Source organism: Pseudoalteromonas sp. SG43-3, assembly GCF_014164385.1.
GTDB lineage: Bacteria > Pseudomonadota > Gammaproteobacteria > Enterobacterales > Alteromonadaceae > Pseudoalteromonas > Pseudoalteromonas distincta.
Genome location: NZ_JACJFC010000009.1, coordinates 72,957 through 87,539, shown reverse-complemented (window position 1 = coordinate 87,539; position 14,583 = coordinate 72,957). Strand labels below are relative to the sequence as shown.

Sequence of the window (14,583 nt, the reverse complement as noted above, 5' to 3'; positions counted from 1 at the left end):
CCTTTATTTAACCTTTTTAATTTCTCTTAAGACCCTAAAACCAATAGAGTTAGCTCTCGAATTTATAGTAAAACCCATTCTAAGTGAGTGATGCACATGAGGCTGTGGCATGGTCCAACTAGCCCCTTTAACCGTTTTATTCTTACAGTTAATTATTTTAATAGGAGCAATAGTCTTTGTTGCATTGTTATGATTATCTACATAACAGTCCTCTACCCACTCATAGACATTAGAAGTGACGTCGTATAAGCCAAAAGGGTTTGGCTTTAAAATACCTACATGCCAAGGGTGTCCTAAATCAGCCCCCTTTGGACAACCCCCTAAATCTCTATCGCAGTGATCAATGCCTTGTTCATAATCATTACCCCACCAAAACTTACTCGTTGATCCAGCGCGAGCTGCGTATTCCCACTCAACTTCGCTAGGCAGGCGATAAATATTGCCAGTTTCTTTGCTCAACCACTTTGTGTAAGCAACAGCATCAAACCAAGATATATTTACAACAGGTTGCTTACCACGCCCCCAGCCTTCATCGTTAGGACACGACCTAATTCCGGTTTTACAAAACTGATCATATTGTGCAAAAGTAATCTCGGTTTCACTTAGTGCATAGCTTTCTTTTATTACTGCTTTAAAAATAGGGGCTTCATCTTGAAAAGAGCGAAAATTTTCACCGCCTATGGTGCCTGTACCTGGCGGTATTATTACCATTTTAGGTGATAATTCACCGCTTTTAAGTTTATCTTGTATATAAGTGATTTTATGGTTAGAGATTTTAAAACTAGGCCAGCTAATATTAAAAAAGCCGATACTGAACCCAATCAAAATTAAAATAACAACGAGATATTTAACTTTTAATTTATTTAACATATATCACTCTGTAGTTATGCCAATAATATAGCTTGCTGAATTTCTTATTTTATTATGTAAGCCATTTACGCTTCCATACATCGTGGCTGCAGTTCCTGCTCCAGTAGCTAATGATGTTTTAGTTAGAAATGCCTTGTAAAAAGAGCTTCTGATTAACCTCTGTACTTGTGCCTGAGTGTATACCTTTGTTGCTTTAGTGCCATCATCGAGAAGAGTTTGCCCTCTCAAAACTTGCTTAAGTAATTTTTGGTTTTTGATTAACTCAGGCTTTTTAAGTTTCAAAAGTTCTACTGCAAGCTTTTTACGATTTTCCCGAGTCATTCCTTTATACATTTTTAATAGTTTATTCTGTCCTAAAGCTTTATTTTGACTAAATTTAACGAGTAAAGAACCAGCTTCTAAACCTGCTTTAGTTAAGTCGGCAACTTGAATAACATCTAATGTAACCATCAAAGTTGAAAAAGTAGGAGATGTATCAAGCCATTGGTTATATTCTGCATTGCCGCTTAGGTGATTAAATACACGCCCAGTACTAACTCCACATTGAAAAGTGGCGGCGGTAGTAGATGTCAAAGTTAATGGAATCGCAGCCCATGTAGCACCGAAGCTTGCAGCCCCGCCTCCCATCTCTGCAAATACTAACACCCAACCTGATGCGGCTCCGGCACACGAGACAAAAGCATTAAATGATTCATCGTAAAGTGAGGAATTAATTTTATCTATTCTTTTATCGGCTTTCATTTGTTTAGGAAAAATATATTCGCGAATATAAATATTTTTCCTATCTGCTCTGCAACTTACTCTTAATATTTTACTGTTATAATGGCTACTTGGATTTAAAAGTAAACTACCAGGATTTACAGAGAGTTTTGCAATACTATCTTTCTCGGCCTCGAAGATAACGCCAGCGTGTCTAAATTCTGGATCAGAGTCTAATGAAGCAAACATTTCACGTAAGACTTCCTTAGGGAATAGATTTTTAATTTTAAGTTCGAAGGTTGGATCTAATGACATACTATTTATTCCTTTAAATATTTGTTCCCAATTTATCATAATACTTATCAGATTTAAATTTCTTCCTTTGAATATTTTGCCAAATTAACGACGGTGCGCTAATTAAGACTGGATATTATTTTTACCCACAAAAAAGCTCACATAATGTGAGCTTTTTAAAACTTATTTAACGCTAATTTTAACTTACTGCTGCTTTTGCGGCGGGAAGTTGCTTAAAATATTAGCGACTGTTTCTTTAATTGATGCTTCGCGTTGTTCAGGCGATTGTTTTTTCTTTAAACGGCCTTCTTTTGCGCCGCGCCATAGAAGTTGGTTTGATTCGCGGTCAATAATATCAATTACTAACGTACCCACTTCGTATTCGCGGGCGCTAATATCGCGTTGAAAACCCGTACCCCAGTATCCCCAACGTGCGCCGTAGCCTACGTTAAAGCTGTCTACTTCTAGCTCTTTATCTACCGATGCATGGTAGTTAACTAGTACGTCAGCTTGGGCTGGGTCTACTAAGCTCATACCTAATGTTTGGCTAAGCTCATTATTAACGGCAGTACGTACACGTTTTTCCATTAAGCCGTTAATTTGGTAGTTTGTGGTGTCTTTGGTTAGGCTCGCGTTTTCTACCCAAGCAAATGTTTTAAAATTACTAAAGTTGGCTGATTTGTCGTAATCCCAGTCAGGGGTTTGCGTACAGGCTGTAAGTAATGTCAGCGCTGCAACAATAAGTATATTTTTCATTACCTTTGCTCCAATAAAATGCGTTAATTTAAAATAACACACATCGTTTAAATGTGTATTAGTTTAACGTCCTATATTTTAGTTTAGTTGGTTTGCCTTAACGGCCAATTAATTGTGTTCAACTTCAATCCAGTCTTTTTCGTCTACCCAGTTTTGGGCGCCATCTTTTACTGAACGAATAGGTACAATGTAATCACAGCTTACCTGCGGTTTAACCGAGGCAAAAATTGGCACAAAGCCAAAGCTCAGTGCCGTTTCTATGATTGCTTTTTGGTTTTGCGGGTCAATGTCGGCCGCTTCATCAATATAAATAGGTATACGGTAAAGGTTTTGTTCCTGATCGCTTAATAAGTAACGAATAAACAACATGCCACATAATAACTTAATAGTAATACGTGTGCCGTTTGAGCCAGCTGAGTCTATTTTTTCAAAGTGTTCGGTTTCGCCAGCGCGGTTAACCACTTCAAAACGAATATCAAATAAGTCAGTTAATGTAAGGCCTGCTTTGTCGGAGGCAAGTTTTATTAGGTGATCTTTTGCTTCGTTTACCGCGCTTTCGCTATAAGGTTCTTGGCTAAGTAAATCAAGCGTGTCGCCTTGTTCAAACTGATGCGACGTGCTGATAATGGTATCGATACTATCAACCAGCATTTTGCGAGGTATTACGTTAATTTTAAACGCTTGCAGATTTGAAATACGGTGCTGGCTTATGCCTTTATTAAAGCTATTCATTTCGCGGCGAAGGCGGTCTAAATCTTCTCGCAAGCCTTTTATAGTTGCGGCCACTTCGGTAAGCGCAACGCGTGCTTGGCGCTCAACAGCATCGCGTTCGTTATCAATATTATGAAAGGCGCTTATTAGCTTTTGGTATTTAGTGTATTCGTAATTTTCGTTGTCGAATTTAGTAATACCCGCGTTATATACATGCAAATAGGTATTACGTACGTTTATGTCAAAATTACGCAGCTCTTGGCAGTCTTTATTAAAGTGATGAACAAGGTCGCTTAAGTTATCAAAGTCGAGCGTAATATCAATCATATACGGGGTTACTTTACCGCTGTATAAATCAAGCGTGTGGTCAATTCGCTCGCTCTTAACTTGACGTAAGCGCTCAGTTTGGCGATTAATTTGCTCTTGTTTCGATTTAATTAACGAGCGGCGATCGGCAATTGAGCCACTATTTTTTTGAATATCTTGCAGGTAGTCGTCAACTTGTTCGCGCTCAGCTAATAACTGCTCTTTTAGCATGGCTTGCGCTTCAACCGATTGCTGCATTACATCAAACTGCTCTAAGCGTTTTAGGGCGCCCTCGAGGCTCATAAGCTCATCGTATAACGCGTCTTTTTCTTTTTGCTTGTCGGCAACGTTTGCAGCAACATCGCGCTGTTGCTTAAACTCTTTAAGTGAATGCTCAAGTGCATTTAACTGAGCGGTTAATTGCTCTTTGTTTTCGCCGCTTTGCATTTGCACAGGCGAGAGCTTTTTAAGCTTAATGCTCGCACCTGGCAGAGTTAGTACACCGCCTTTAACGTTTTCGCTAAGTAGCGATAAAAATTCACCAAACGCGTCTTCGTCATCAATGGTTATATCGCCATTAGTGGTGGTCGCAAATGAGAGAATATCGGGGTTTAAAATGCGCGATATTTCCTCTACTTCTTTTAACGAGAGGTCTTCGCGCATGCGGGTAAACAAATTAAACTCAAGGTTTTTAAGTTGTAGCTTTAGGCTCTTAATTTGTTTTTGTGTTTCGCTAATGCGGTAGTCAAGTGTGTGTAGGCTTTGCCCTTGTGCGCTTGTTATAGAGTGCGAAAGCGACTCGTAATCTTGTTTTAACTGAGTCAGGCTGGTTTTAAGCGTGGCTTTATTTACCAGTTCAAACTCGCTTTTAAGCGCATCGTAATCTAAAAACCACTGCTCAATTTGAGTTTGTCTGCGCTCTATATCACGCGATTGCTGTACGTATAGGCTTTGTTTTTGCTCAAACTCGTGTTTTTCGTGCTCTATATCTTCAAGCGCAATGCCCAACTCATTAAGTTGCGACTCTTGATAAGTGTCAAAATCAATCAGTGCTTGGTCAATTTTAGGTGCGTATGCGGCTAATTTACCTTTAAGCACGGTTTGGTTTTCAAGCATTGATTCAAGCGCTGCTATTGGCTCTTGCATTGACTCAAGGGCTTTTAATTCGCGTTTTGAGCGGTTTACTTTATCAAACGAGCGACGCCATACTTCATAAAAGTCGACCTTAGAGTTCGACATATGGCGTTCAAACACGCGTAACATAAAGCGTTTTACGTCGCTTGCGCCTAATTTGTGTAAGTTAAGAATACGTCTAAATATTTCTTTATAAATAGAGGAGTCTTGCACATTATTAAGCGGGATCATTTTTAGGTTAATGTCGCCGTCAAAAGGCGTTGCGCCGCCAGTAAGTAGCGCGTTTAACTCTTGTGCTTTAAGCTCAATAGGGTTGTAGTTAAGCGAATTTAAATGGTTGAACAGCTTGGTAAATTTAATAATAGTTTTACCTTGCGTGTACTGCTCTAAATCAAGCTTTCCTTGATAACAAAAGTACTGATGCGCGTAACCGGCAATTTTACCAAGGCCTGCCACGCCTATTACTACCGAGCCATGAGGCAAGTTAGCTTCTAGTAAAATGTACGACTGATCGGATGAAAAATAAAACTTACGGGTTTCATCTAAATCGTGTCCGTCCCATTCTGTTAAGCGTAAATCGTTAATAAGCGGAAACTGCAGGGCGTTAATAACCGAGCTTTTACCTGTGTTATTGGGCGCGCAAATAGAGCTGCTTTTATCAAGCGGGATCACACATTTTGCATAGCCTGCGGTGTTAAGTAGGGCGAGTTTGCTTAGTCCGTATAGATTTTTCATTCCTCGTCCTCTGTAATGTAGGTTTCTTCGTTTACTTCCATGAGTGCATCTATGTAGCGGTGAATTGGCGCTTGTAGCATAAAGCCGCCTTCTACTTCACGGGCTAAACCTAAGCGCACCATGCGCAGGTAAACGTCTTTACGCAAATCCGATCCCGAAAATATCTCAAGCTGATCAAACAAATGTTTGTTAATTTGCACCAGCGTTTGCATAAGCTCTAAATCGTTTACGTCGTCAAACAATGCGCGCATTGGGTCTTTACCCGTATTGGCGTAGTGCTCAATTAAAATGTAAATGGTGAGCGCGATAGCGCGAGATATTTTGCCCATATTTGGCGTACTTTCGTCGCTACCAAAATAATAAAAGCCACGGCTGTCGTGTTTCAAATCGTTACCTAGGGCGGTAAATAGGGCGGTGTAGTCTTCTATGTGTTGGTCAAGCTCTTGCCACATTACGTTGTCTTGCTCACAAATGTGATAACCCGCTACTAATTTTTTATTAATGGCTTGTAGATGGGTTAGCTCGTCTAAGTTTATGTGTGTCATGGTTTATTTACCTGCCTTTGGATCTGGCTGAGGCTCTGAATTAAATGGATATAAAGAAAAGTGCTGACCGGCAATTTTTACGCGGGCTTTTTCATCGCTTTGAATTATTTTAATATCGCTGTCGCTGACTAATTTTTGATACAAAAATAGCATTTCGTCGGCATCGAGATCTGGATAGCTTTCGTCTAAAAATTGCAGCAAGGGCTGCGGCTTTTTGCGTTTTTTATTAAAGCGCTTAGCAAAACTGGTTTTAACATCGTTGTAGTCAGGAATATTAGGCGTAACAAAAGCAGGCACGTCTTGCTGGTCAGGCAATTGGTATTCTTCGTGTTCAAATTCAACCAAGCTTGCCATGTAAGCCACAATATGGCGTTGCTGACCAAGCGAATATCGCTGCGCGTCGCTTACAAAATTTGGCTGCACAGCACTTAGCATATTGTCTACGCCATTTTTACGTACAAGCCCAAGTACTTTGGCTGCTTGGCGAGTAATTAAGTTATTACGACGTAACTCTTCGCGTAGCGGCATAAGCATATCGGCACTTTTACGTAAGCTTTCTCGGCCCATTAAATGCATTTCGAGTATACGGGTACGTAATTGCTCCAGCATACGTTTGTCGTTATACGCTTTACCTGAGCGCTCAATGTGCAGTATTTGCTTGCTTATTTGCTCTTCAATGAGGATAAAACACGCATGAAATTCACCACGAATATCAACCATTTCAAGCATTGGCTCTATGTATTCGTCAAAGGCTTCTATTACCGCTTTATAACGCTTTTGCAGCGATTGCACTGCATTATTTGATTTGGCTTGTTCAACAATGTTTAAAATAGCGTTTTCGTTGTGCGTATAAAGCTTCATTATTTTACGCACCCGATCATCCATAATGCGGCTGTAGCGGCGTAAGTCGTCAAAGTCTTCTATTTCGCCAGCGTTATCTAGGCGGTTACCTAAACGAGCCAGGTCCTCTACTAATACGCTAATTTCTTGTGCTAAACCTAAATGCTCTTCTTGCAGTAAAAAAGTAGCAAAATCGGCAATGGCACGATTTATTTCAAGTTGAGAGGATTTAGCCAGTGGAATTAAAATATCTTGGTTTAACAAACGATTTGTTTCTTTATAAATGCGTTCGTTTGACCACGTAGGCTGCTTTTGCTTAATCGCGTTTTGTACGTCTTTTAGGCTAAAGTCAGCCATTTTAAAACGTTTAAATAATAGCTCTAATACACCCCAATGTTCGGTTATGGTGTTTAGCAGCTTTTTAGCTGGGATCATAAGGGGTTACAACATCCTAGTATTTTATTATTGAGTTCTTTTAGAAGACTCATTATTACGTATTTTTAATTAACCTTGTCTGTATATAGTATTCGTTTTTAAGACCATTTAATAATAGTTTTTGCATAGAGGCAGTGCTAAAATTCGCGCCGAAAATAGGCACATGAAATGGAATGTTATTTGTGTGTTCTTTAAAACTATATCAAAGGTTGTTTAACTACCATGGTTTCCTCGATTATTCTAACCCTGATAGCGATTGCATTTTTACTGATCGTTATAGAAGATATAATCCATGTAAATAAAGCTAAAACCACGCTGTTTTTTGGTACGCTTTGCTGGATTCTTCTTTTTATATACCCCCTACACGGGCAAAGCCCCGATACGATTCAGCATCTTTTAAACGAAAATATTTTAGAAATTGCCTCATTATGGCTATTTTTAATGGCTGCAATGACCTTTGTCGCGTATTTAAATTCAAAGGGGTTTATAGAAAATATTGTGCACCGTGTTATGCCAAAAAGTATTAGCGAAAAAAAGCTCATGTTTTTGGTGGGTGGTTTTGCGTTTTTGTTCTCGTCGATTTCAGATAACGTAACAGCGACGCTTATATCGCTTGCGGTTGTTATGTCGTTAAAGCTTGAACCTAAAAAGCTCGTTAAATACGCCACGCTTATTGTGTTTGGAGTGAACTCAGGTGGGGTATCGCTAATAACAGGTGACGTAACCACACTAATGATATTTTTAGATGGCAAAGTAACCATTGCTCATTTATTACTACTTATAGCGCCAGCACTTGCAAGCGTTATGCTGCTTGCTGCGTTACTGTCTATAGGTATGAAAGGGCGTGTTGAGTTTGCTAGTGCAGGTAAAACCCGCATTGAAAAAACCGACATAACCATTGCTGTTATATTTTTATCTACCGTAGTGAGCACACTTACGTTGAGTGTAATTTACAGCGTACCGCCTTTATTAACCTTTTTGTTTGGCTTATCAGTGATGTTTTTAGTGGCGCAATTTTTAATGCGCAAAAAAGACATAAACAAAGACATAATCGATTTTGTTCGCGATATAGAATACGACACATTATTGTTTTTTGTAGGTGTACTTTTACTTGTAGGCGCACTTAAAGAAATTGGTATGTTGAGTAAATTTACCGACCTATACACGGTAATGGCACCAGAATACGCAAACTACTTAATGGGCATATTATCAGCAGGGGTCGATAACGTACCGCTTACCGCTGCATTATTAAAAGCCAATATAGTAATGAGCCAACAACACTGGTTGTCGTTTACGTATGCAACGGGCGTGGGCGGTTCAATGCTTATTATTGGTTCGGCTGCGGGCATTATTGCCATGAGTAAAGTTAAAGCGCTTACCTTTATGAGCTACTTGCGTTTATCGCTGCATTTATTAATTTGTTACACGGTTGGATATGCGGGCTCGTATTACATGGGCAGTTTTATTTAACTCATAAATTATTAAATGCTTGACAGCTAGACGTCTAAACGATAACTTTCAAAGCCCCGCTACTTAGTGGGGTTTTGTTTTATTAGCCACTGGTTAATAAAGCATTCAGAAGAGGTGCGATACTTAGGTACTTAATGTTAGGCGACGAAAGCCGATGATCATTAAGGAGGGAAGTACTCGCCGAGGAAAATAATGGTACGTCGTCATTGTTTTTCGGTTTATGGGGCTGAATCCTCAAAACTGTCACCAATATAGGTGGAGAGCTTCTGGCAGTGGACTTATCTTCAAGCATTCCTTTGCCAAGTTCTTCTTGTTTTATTGCGGTTTGGAGACCGCGAAAGGAGACTAAATGACTACCCAATCAGTGCCACAAACAGTATCAGGCGCAAAATCAGATTACATCGTTGCCAAATTTGGTGGAACAAGTGTTGCAAATTTTGAAGCGATGAGTCGCTGTAGCGAAATTATTGTTGCAGATAAAAGCGTACGTATTGTTGCCGTGAGCGCCAGTGCCGGCGTAACTAATCACTTAGTTGCACTGTGTAAATCAAGCATTACTCCTAGTGAGCGCCAAGAACACATAAATGGCGTGCTTGCTATTCAACAAACTATTTTAGATGAATTATCGCTAGATACCGATTTAGCGGTTGGCTTTAACGAAACCCTAAAAGCATTTCAAACATTGGCTCAAGAGCCACTAACAACCGATCAGCAACACGACGAGCTACTTAGCTTTGGTGAGCGTTTATCGTCGTATTTGTTTGCACAGGTACTTCGTTTACAGGGTTTAAATGCCGATCGCTTTGATGTGCGCAAGGTGCTTAAAACAGACAGCCAATTTGGTAAAGCAACGCCCAATGTTGCAGCCACAGCGCAAGCTGCTAAAGATCATTTAATTCCGTTATTAGACGCTCAAGTGATTGTAACTCAAGGATTTATTGGTAGTGACGAATACGGTCACACCACAACGCTAGGACGTGGTGGTTCAGACTACAGCGCTGCATTACTAGCTGAAGCGATTAACGCTAAAAGTGTGCATATTTGGACCGACGTAGTGGGCATTTTTAGCACCGACCCGCGTTTGTGCGCAAAGGCGACGCCAATTGCACGCTTAAGTTTTGACGAAGCCGCTGAAATGGCAACCTTTGGCGCAAAAGTATTACACCCAGCGACTATTTTACCAGCGAGTCGTAGCCACATTAACGTGTTTGTAGGTTCTAGCCGAGAGCCTGAGCGTGGCGGTACGTGGATTGAGCGTGAAAAATCGCAGCAACCAGGTATACGCGCAGTAACGCAACGTAAAAACCAAATATTGCTTACGCTTAAAAGCCCAGAAATGCTACTAGCAAGCGGCTTTTTAGCACGCGTATTTACACTATTAAGTGAATACAATATATCGGTAGATTTGGTAACTACATCAGAAATCAGTGTGGCTATAACGCTTGATAACGCGCAAAACGCCTCGCGCCCAGAGCTTGATCAAGAATGCCTAGATAAGCTTGCAGAGTTTTGCCATGTTTCGGTAGAAAACAACCTAACATTGGTGGCACTTATTGGCTCTGAGATTCAATTACGCCAACACGAAATGAACTTAATGAGTGTACTAAAAGACTTTAACATTCGATTAATTTGTCACGGTGCTAGTAAGCACAACCTGTGCTTTTTAGTAGAGCAAACTGAGTCAGATAACGTAGTACAGTCTATTCATAGCCGTTTATTAGAAAACGATTTTGCTGCGTAAATAACGGTTATTCAGGAAAATTAACTAGTAAGGTTGCTTAACAAAATTAATTAATAAAGTCATTTAATAAAAAGCATCGCCAGTCGGTGCTTTTTTTATGCACCACACTCACATCAAAACAAACATTACTGTCACTGCTATCAGCTACAGTAACGCGATTACTGCAAGCACTCAGCTTTGCACTATTTAATTCGTCAAACACATTGGGGCTAAGTAACTTTGCAATAGGGCGGCTGGTGGCTTTAGCAAGAGACTCTTTTAGTGTCCAAATTCTAAAAAACGTATCTGCTTGGGCTTGAGTATTAGTAGGCTTGGTGATAAGTGTAATTTCATCATTATGATAAAAATGCTTAGCAAGCTTTTCAAACGGTCGCTTTAGGCTTACTTTTTCAATATCAAAACCAAACTCACTTTTATCAAAATTTAGCGCGACCCCAACTAAACCATGCGAGTGTGAAATACAGGTATTTATAACATCACCACTTACATGTATTTGCAGCTTTGAGCTTGCTTCGTCAAATTCGGTACTCATTTTATTAAGGGGTACGTGCGTATGTTGTGGCTGCGCTACTTTAATAAGGTGTTTTAACAATAACCGCGTAGCTAAATACTCTTGCTTAGCTTGTGGGCTTTTACGGCGGTTTATAATAGTTAATTCAAATGGGCTTAAGCAATCGGGCAAATTAAAGTCACTAAGCTCAAGTGTTTTAGCATTAAATAATAAAATACTGTTACTCGCAAAAGACAAATTTGCCAATTGAGTTGAAGTAATACTCAAGGCGTTTTTAAAATAGTGTTCAGTCATAAAAGCCCTAAAGCAAAAGAAGTCGCTGATATTGTGAGCGGTTAACGCCACTAATAAAGGCTGGGTACAATTTTATTACTCAGCTGGCATGAAATATGGTTTAATTCACAATAATCAAAATAATAACAGATTTGTAGATGTATGGCACAAGTGCGTGATGGGTTTCAAAGCCGACTTGGTTTTGTTTTAGCCGCTGCTGGCGCAGCAGTGGGTTTGGGTAATATTTGGGGTTTTCCTACGCAAGCGGCCAACCATGGCGGCGGTGCTTTTTTACTGGTTTATTTTATTGTTATATTTTTACTTGCGCTACCTGCGCTGTATACCGAACTTTATTTAGGTCACAAAGCACAAGCTAACCCGGTAAAAGCATTGGGCGATGCATGGCAAAACACTAGCCGTAAAGTAGGTGCAGCAGCCGGTTACATAGGCCTTGCGGGCGCAGTTGTTATGCTAAGTTTTTATTCAATAGTGGCAGGGTGGATGCTTTCGTACGCTATTGAACCCATAACAACCTTTTTAGGTTTCACAGGCGCAAGCGAATTTTTACATAGCGACTCAGTGCTGCGTAATTTTGTATTTACGCCGCTTATGCTTATTTTAACTGCCAGTATTATTTTAAAAGGGGTAAAATCGGGAATCGAAACTTGGTCGCGCCGTTTGATGCCACTTCTGCTTGTGCTGCTTGTTGGTTTAATTGCCTACATTGCAACACTCGATGGCGCAAGCGAAGGCTTTGCCGCGTATTTAATCCCTGATTTTAGCCAAATACTCGACCCTAATTTAATTATTGCCGCAATGGGGCAAGCGTTCTTTTCGCTCTCGTTAGGTGTGGGTTGTATGATGATTTACGGCTCGTATTTACAACCAGATGCTAATTTACCAAAGCTCACAGCAGGTGTTGCACTACTTGATACTGGCGTTGCTTTTTTAGCGGGGTTACTTATTATTCCTGCTATTTATGTGGCGCAGCACAACGGTGTAGAGGTATTTAGTGGCGGTAAATTGATTGGTGAAGGGCAGCTAATTTTTGCTATTTTACCTGAGCTATTTAGCACCATGGGCGAAATTGGCTTATTAGTTGGTTTATTGTTTTTTGTATTAATGTCTATCGCATCGGTTACGTCAACTATATCGACGACTGAAATTCCGGTAGCGTTTTTAGTCGAAAACCACAACGTTAGTCGCACCAAAGCAACATGGGCAGTGAGCGCCGTTGTACTTGTGTGTGCAAGCGCAATTATACTAAATTTTGATTGGTTATTTGGCTTAGTTATTATGCTATTTACTCAATACCAATTGCCGCTTATGGGCTTGTTTTACTTTATTACGGTAGGTTGGATGTGGCAGCGTGGTAATAAATTACACCAAGCAACAACAGGCGTACATTACTGGTTTGCTCAGTATATTCGTTTTGTTTGCCCAATATTAATGACCTTGGTATTTGCAAACGTTGCGTTTGGTTAAGCTCTATTTAAAGTGAATTTTTAAACAAAAAAAGCGAATAGGGCTCACCTTATTCGCTTTTTTTGTGCCTGTTATCTAGGTATAGCTTAGGTCTTTATAAAACCTCATTAGTTAGAGGCCTACCTTCATTTACTTCAAGCGCGTTAAGTAGGGTTGTGTTTGCTATTTCGGTGAGTGCCTCTTGGGTAAAAAAGCCCTGATGCCCCGTTACTAAAACATTTTTAAAGCTCACTAAGCGCGAGAATATATCGTCTTGGTTTATTTCGTCACTGTGGTTTTTAAAAAACAGCTCCGACTCTTGCTCGTAAACGTCGAGCCCTAAATACCCTAATTTTTTAGTTTTAAGTGCATTAATGCACGCTTTGCTGTTAAGCAGTGCCCCGCGAGAGGTGTTAATAAGCATAACACCGTTTTTCATTTTACTAAATGCCTCATCATCTATTAGATGATGAGTTTGTTCCGTTAATGGGCAATGCAAAGAAATCACATCGCTTTGGCTAAGCAAGGTGTCTATATCGGTAATTGTATAATTGCCAGGTTGCGCGTATGGGTCGCACACTAATACTTTAGCGCCAAAGCCATTTAAAATGTTACACAGCGCAAGGCCAATTTTACCGCAACCTACAATACCCACGGTTTTATTGTGCAAGTTAAAACCAAGCAATCCGTTTAAATCAAAATTGTCTTCGCGTACGCGGTTATACGCTTTATGGGTTTTACGGCTAAGCGTGAGCATAAGTGCAATACAATGCTCGGCTACTGCTTCTGGGCTGTAAGCCGGTACGCGTAATACTTTAATTTTATGTGCTTTTGCTGCAGGTAAATCAACATTATTAAATCCTGCACAACGCAGTAAAATAGTATTTATGTCTTGGCTTGCCAATTGTTCAATAACCGTGTCGTTTACGGTGTCGTTTACAAATACACATATGGCATCAAACCCGTTTGTTAAAATGGCCGTTTGTTCGCTCAGGGATTGCTCAAAATACGTTATTTTTATATCACGATGATCGCGTGTACTTTGTTCAAAAAAAGGCAGTTCGTACTTTTGAGTACTAAAAAAAGCAATGTTCATGGTAATAGCCTCGACACTTAATAAGTATCAATACAATAAACTACTTTATAAACCTGTGCTTTAGTAACACGCATTTTATTGATTTAAATTAAGCCTTAGCTGGCGTAAACAAAGGTATTTTTGATGCTACCTTTTTACCACCTCTTGCAGCGCTTAACTTTGCAGCTTGCAGTAAGTTGCTTTCTATTACTTGTTTAAGTGTTTCGGGCTTAGTACGCGGTGCATAGCGTGCAACAAGTTGCCCTTGTGAGTTAATTAAAAACTTAGTGAAATTCCACTTAATTGCACGATTTTGCGAAATACCCCGCGTATGCGACTTTAAATAATTAAACAACGGATGTGTTTCTGGCCCGTTTACCATTACCTTACCAAATACCTCAAACGAGATATTAAATTGATCTTGGTAAAAGTCTTTTATGGCTAAATTATCAAGCGGCTCATTTTGGCCAAACTGGTTACACGGAAACGCTAGCACAGTAAAACCATTGCTTTTGTATTGCTGGTAGAGCTTTTCGAGTGCGTTTAATTGCACCGAAAAATTACACTTACTCGCTGTATTAACAATAAGGACGGTTTTGCCCTGTAACTGGCTAAGAGGAAAATTTTCGCTGTTATAAAGTGGTGCATTAAATTGATAAATACTGTCCATAGGTTACCTACTTACCTTTCCCGTTAAGGAAATTTTATAAAGACTTTCATTCGC

12 protein-coding genes and 1 riboswitch are annotated in these 14,583 nt (G+C 39.8%); of the genes, 3 read left to right on the top strand and 9 right to left on the bottom strand.

The window, feature by feature from the left end; translation table 11 throughout:
* Positions 1-3: 3 nt before the first annotated feature.
* The 6 genes from H5157_RS10265 to H5157_RS10240 all read right to left on the bottom strand — a co-directional run bounded on the left by H5157_RS10265 (position 4) and on the right by H5157_RS10240 (position 7,325).
* Positions 4-870 (bottom strand): SUMF1/EgtB/PvdO family nonheme iron enzyme, encoded by an 867-nt coding sequence (locus H5157_RS10265; RefSeq protein ID WP_096041531.1) that lies wholly within the window; start codon positions 868-870, stop codon positions 4-6.
* A gap of 3 nt (positions 871-873) precedes the next feature.
* Positions 874-1,884: a hypothetical protein gene (locus H5157_RS10260; RefSeq protein WP_157742992.1), complete on the bottom strand. Its 1,011-nt coding sequence runs from the start codon at positions 1,882-1,884 to the stop codon at positions 874-876.
* Positions 1,885-2,067: 183 nt separating this feature from the next.
* Positions 2,068-2,619: a DUF4136 domain-containing protein gene (locus H5157_RS10255; RefSeq protein WP_182724647.1), complete on the bottom strand. Its 552-nt coding sequence runs from the start codon at positions 2,617-2,619 to the stop codon at positions 2,068-2,070.
* Between the two features lie 108 nt (positions 2,620-2,727).
* Positions 2,728-5,505, bottom strand: a complete 2,778-nt coding sequence (locus H5157_RS10250; protein WP_182724646.1) for an ATPase — start codon at positions 5,503-5,505, stop codon at positions 2,728-2,730.
* Entirely contained in the window at positions 5,502-6,050 is a 549-nt protein-coding gene (locus tag H5157_RS10245; protein ID WP_024605891.1) for a condensin complex protein MksE, read from the bottom strand. The genes H5157_RS10250 and H5157_RS10245 overlap by 4 nt, the downstream gene beginning before the upstream one ends.
* Positions 6,051-6,053: 3 nt before the next feature.
* Positions 6,054-7,325: a hypothetical protein gene (locus H5157_RS10240; protein ID WP_182724645.1), complete on the bottom strand. Its 1,272-nt coding sequence runs from the start codon at positions 7,323-7,325 to the stop codon at positions 6,054-6,056.
* A 222-nt stretch (positions 7,326-7,547) separates the two neighbouring features.
* On the opposite strand from H5157_RS10240, the gene nhaD reads away from it, so the two are divergent.
* Together nhaD and lysC are read left to right on the top strand one after the other, a co-directional pair.
* Positions 7,548-8,795, top strand: a complete 1,248-nt coding sequence (gene nhaD, locus H5157_RS10235; protein ID WP_101217585.1) for a sodium:proton antiporter NhaD — start codon at positions 7,548-7,550, stop codon at positions 8,793-8,795.
* 101 nt (positions 8,796-8,896) lie between these two features.
* Positions 8,897-9,069: riboswitch (Lysine riboswitch) on the top strand.
* Between the two features lie 75 nt (positions 9,070-9,144).
* On the top strand, positions 9,145-10,536 hold the full coding sequence (lysC, locus tag H5157_RS10230; protein ID WP_182724644.1) for a lysine-sensitive aspartokinase 3: 1,392 nt from the start codon (positions 9,145-9,147) through the stop codon (positions 10,534-10,536).
* A gap of 46 nt (positions 10,537-10,582) precedes the next feature.
* Here lysC and H5157_RS10225 read toward each other — a convergent pair whose 3' ends face one another.
* Positions 10,583-11,341: a 4'-phosphopantetheinyl transferase superfamily protein gene (locus H5157_RS10225; protein ID WP_182724643.1), complete on the bottom strand. Its 759-nt coding sequence runs from the start codon at positions 11,339-11,341 to the stop codon at positions 10,583-10,585.
* Positions 11,342-11,482: 141 nt separating this feature from the next.
* On the opposite strand from H5157_RS10225, the gene H5157_RS10220 reads away from it, so the two are divergent.
* Positions 11,483-12,805 carry a sodium-dependent transporter gene (locus H5157_RS10220; protein WP_007375800.1) on the top strand — a complete coding sequence of 441 codons (1,323 nt, stop codon included), beginning with the start codon at positions 11,483-11,485 and terminating at the stop codon, positions 12,803-12,805.
* A gap of 94 nt (positions 12,806-12,899) precedes the next feature.
* Here the strand turns inward: H5157_RS10220 and H5157_RS10215 are convergent, their stop codons facing one another.
* Together H5157_RS10215 and H5157_RS10210 are read right to left on the bottom strand one after the other, a co-directional pair.
* Complete coding sequence (locus tag H5157_RS10215) at positions 12,900-13,880, bottom strand: 2-hydroxyacid dehydrogenase (protein WP_182724642.1); 981 nt, start codon at positions 13,878-13,880, stop codon at positions 12,900-12,902.
* Between the two features lie 88 nt (positions 13,881-13,968).
* Positions 13,969-14,529 (bottom strand): glutathione peroxidase, encoded by a 561-nt coding sequence (locus H5157_RS10210; protein ID WP_024595202.1) that lies wholly within the window; start codon positions 14,527-14,529, stop codon positions 13,969-13,971.
* Positions 14,530-14,583: the final 54 nt, after the last annotated feature.

Bases quoted from the DNA above. Each gene is read 5' to 3' on its own strand.
- H5157_RS10265 (WP_096041531.1), bottom strand. From the start codon at position 870: ATGTTAAATAAATTAAAAGTTAAATATCTCGTTGTTATTTTAATTTTG.
- H5157_RS10260 (WP_157742992.1), bottom strand. From the start codon at position 1,884: ATGTCATTAGATCCAACCTTCGAACTTAAAATTAAAAATCTATTCCCT.
- H5157_RS10255 (WP_182724647.1), bottom strand. From the start codon at position 2,619: ATGAAAAATATACTTATTGTTGCAGCGCTGACATTACTTACAGCCTGT.
- H5157_RS10250 (WP_182724646.1), bottom strand. From the start codon at position 5,505: ATGAAAAATCTATACGGACTAAGCAAACTCGCCCTACTTAACACCGCA.
- H5157_RS10245 (WP_024605891.1), bottom strand. From the start codon at position 6,050: ATGACACACATAAACTTAGACGAGCTAACCCATCTACAAGCCATTAAT.
- H5157_RS10240 (WP_182724645.1), bottom strand. From the start codon at position 7,325: ATGATCCCAGCTAAAAAGCTGCTAAACACCATAACCGAACATTGGGGT.
- nhaD (WP_101217585.1), top strand. From the start codon at position 7,548: ATGGTTTCCTCGATTATTCTAACCCTGATAGCGATTGCATTTTTACTG.
- lysC (WP_182724644.1), top strand. From the start codon at position 9,145: ATGACTACCCAATCAGTGCCACAAACAGTATCAGGCGCAAAATCAGAT.
- H5157_RS10225 (WP_182724643.1), bottom strand. From the start codon at position 11,341: ATGACTGAACACTATTTTAAAAACGCCTTGAGTATTACTTCAACTCAA.
- H5157_RS10220 (WP_007375800.1), top strand. From the start codon at position 11,483: ATGGCACAAGTGCGTGATGGGTTTCAAAGCCGACTTGGTTTTGTTTTA.
- H5157_RS10215 (WP_182724642.1), bottom strand. From the start codon at position 13,880: ATGAACATTGCTTTTTTTAGTACTCAAAAGTACGAACTGCCTTTTTTT.
- H5157_RS10210 (WP_024595202.1), bottom strand. From the start codon at position 14,529: ATGGACAGTATTTATCAATTTAATGCACCACTTTATAACAGCGAAAAT.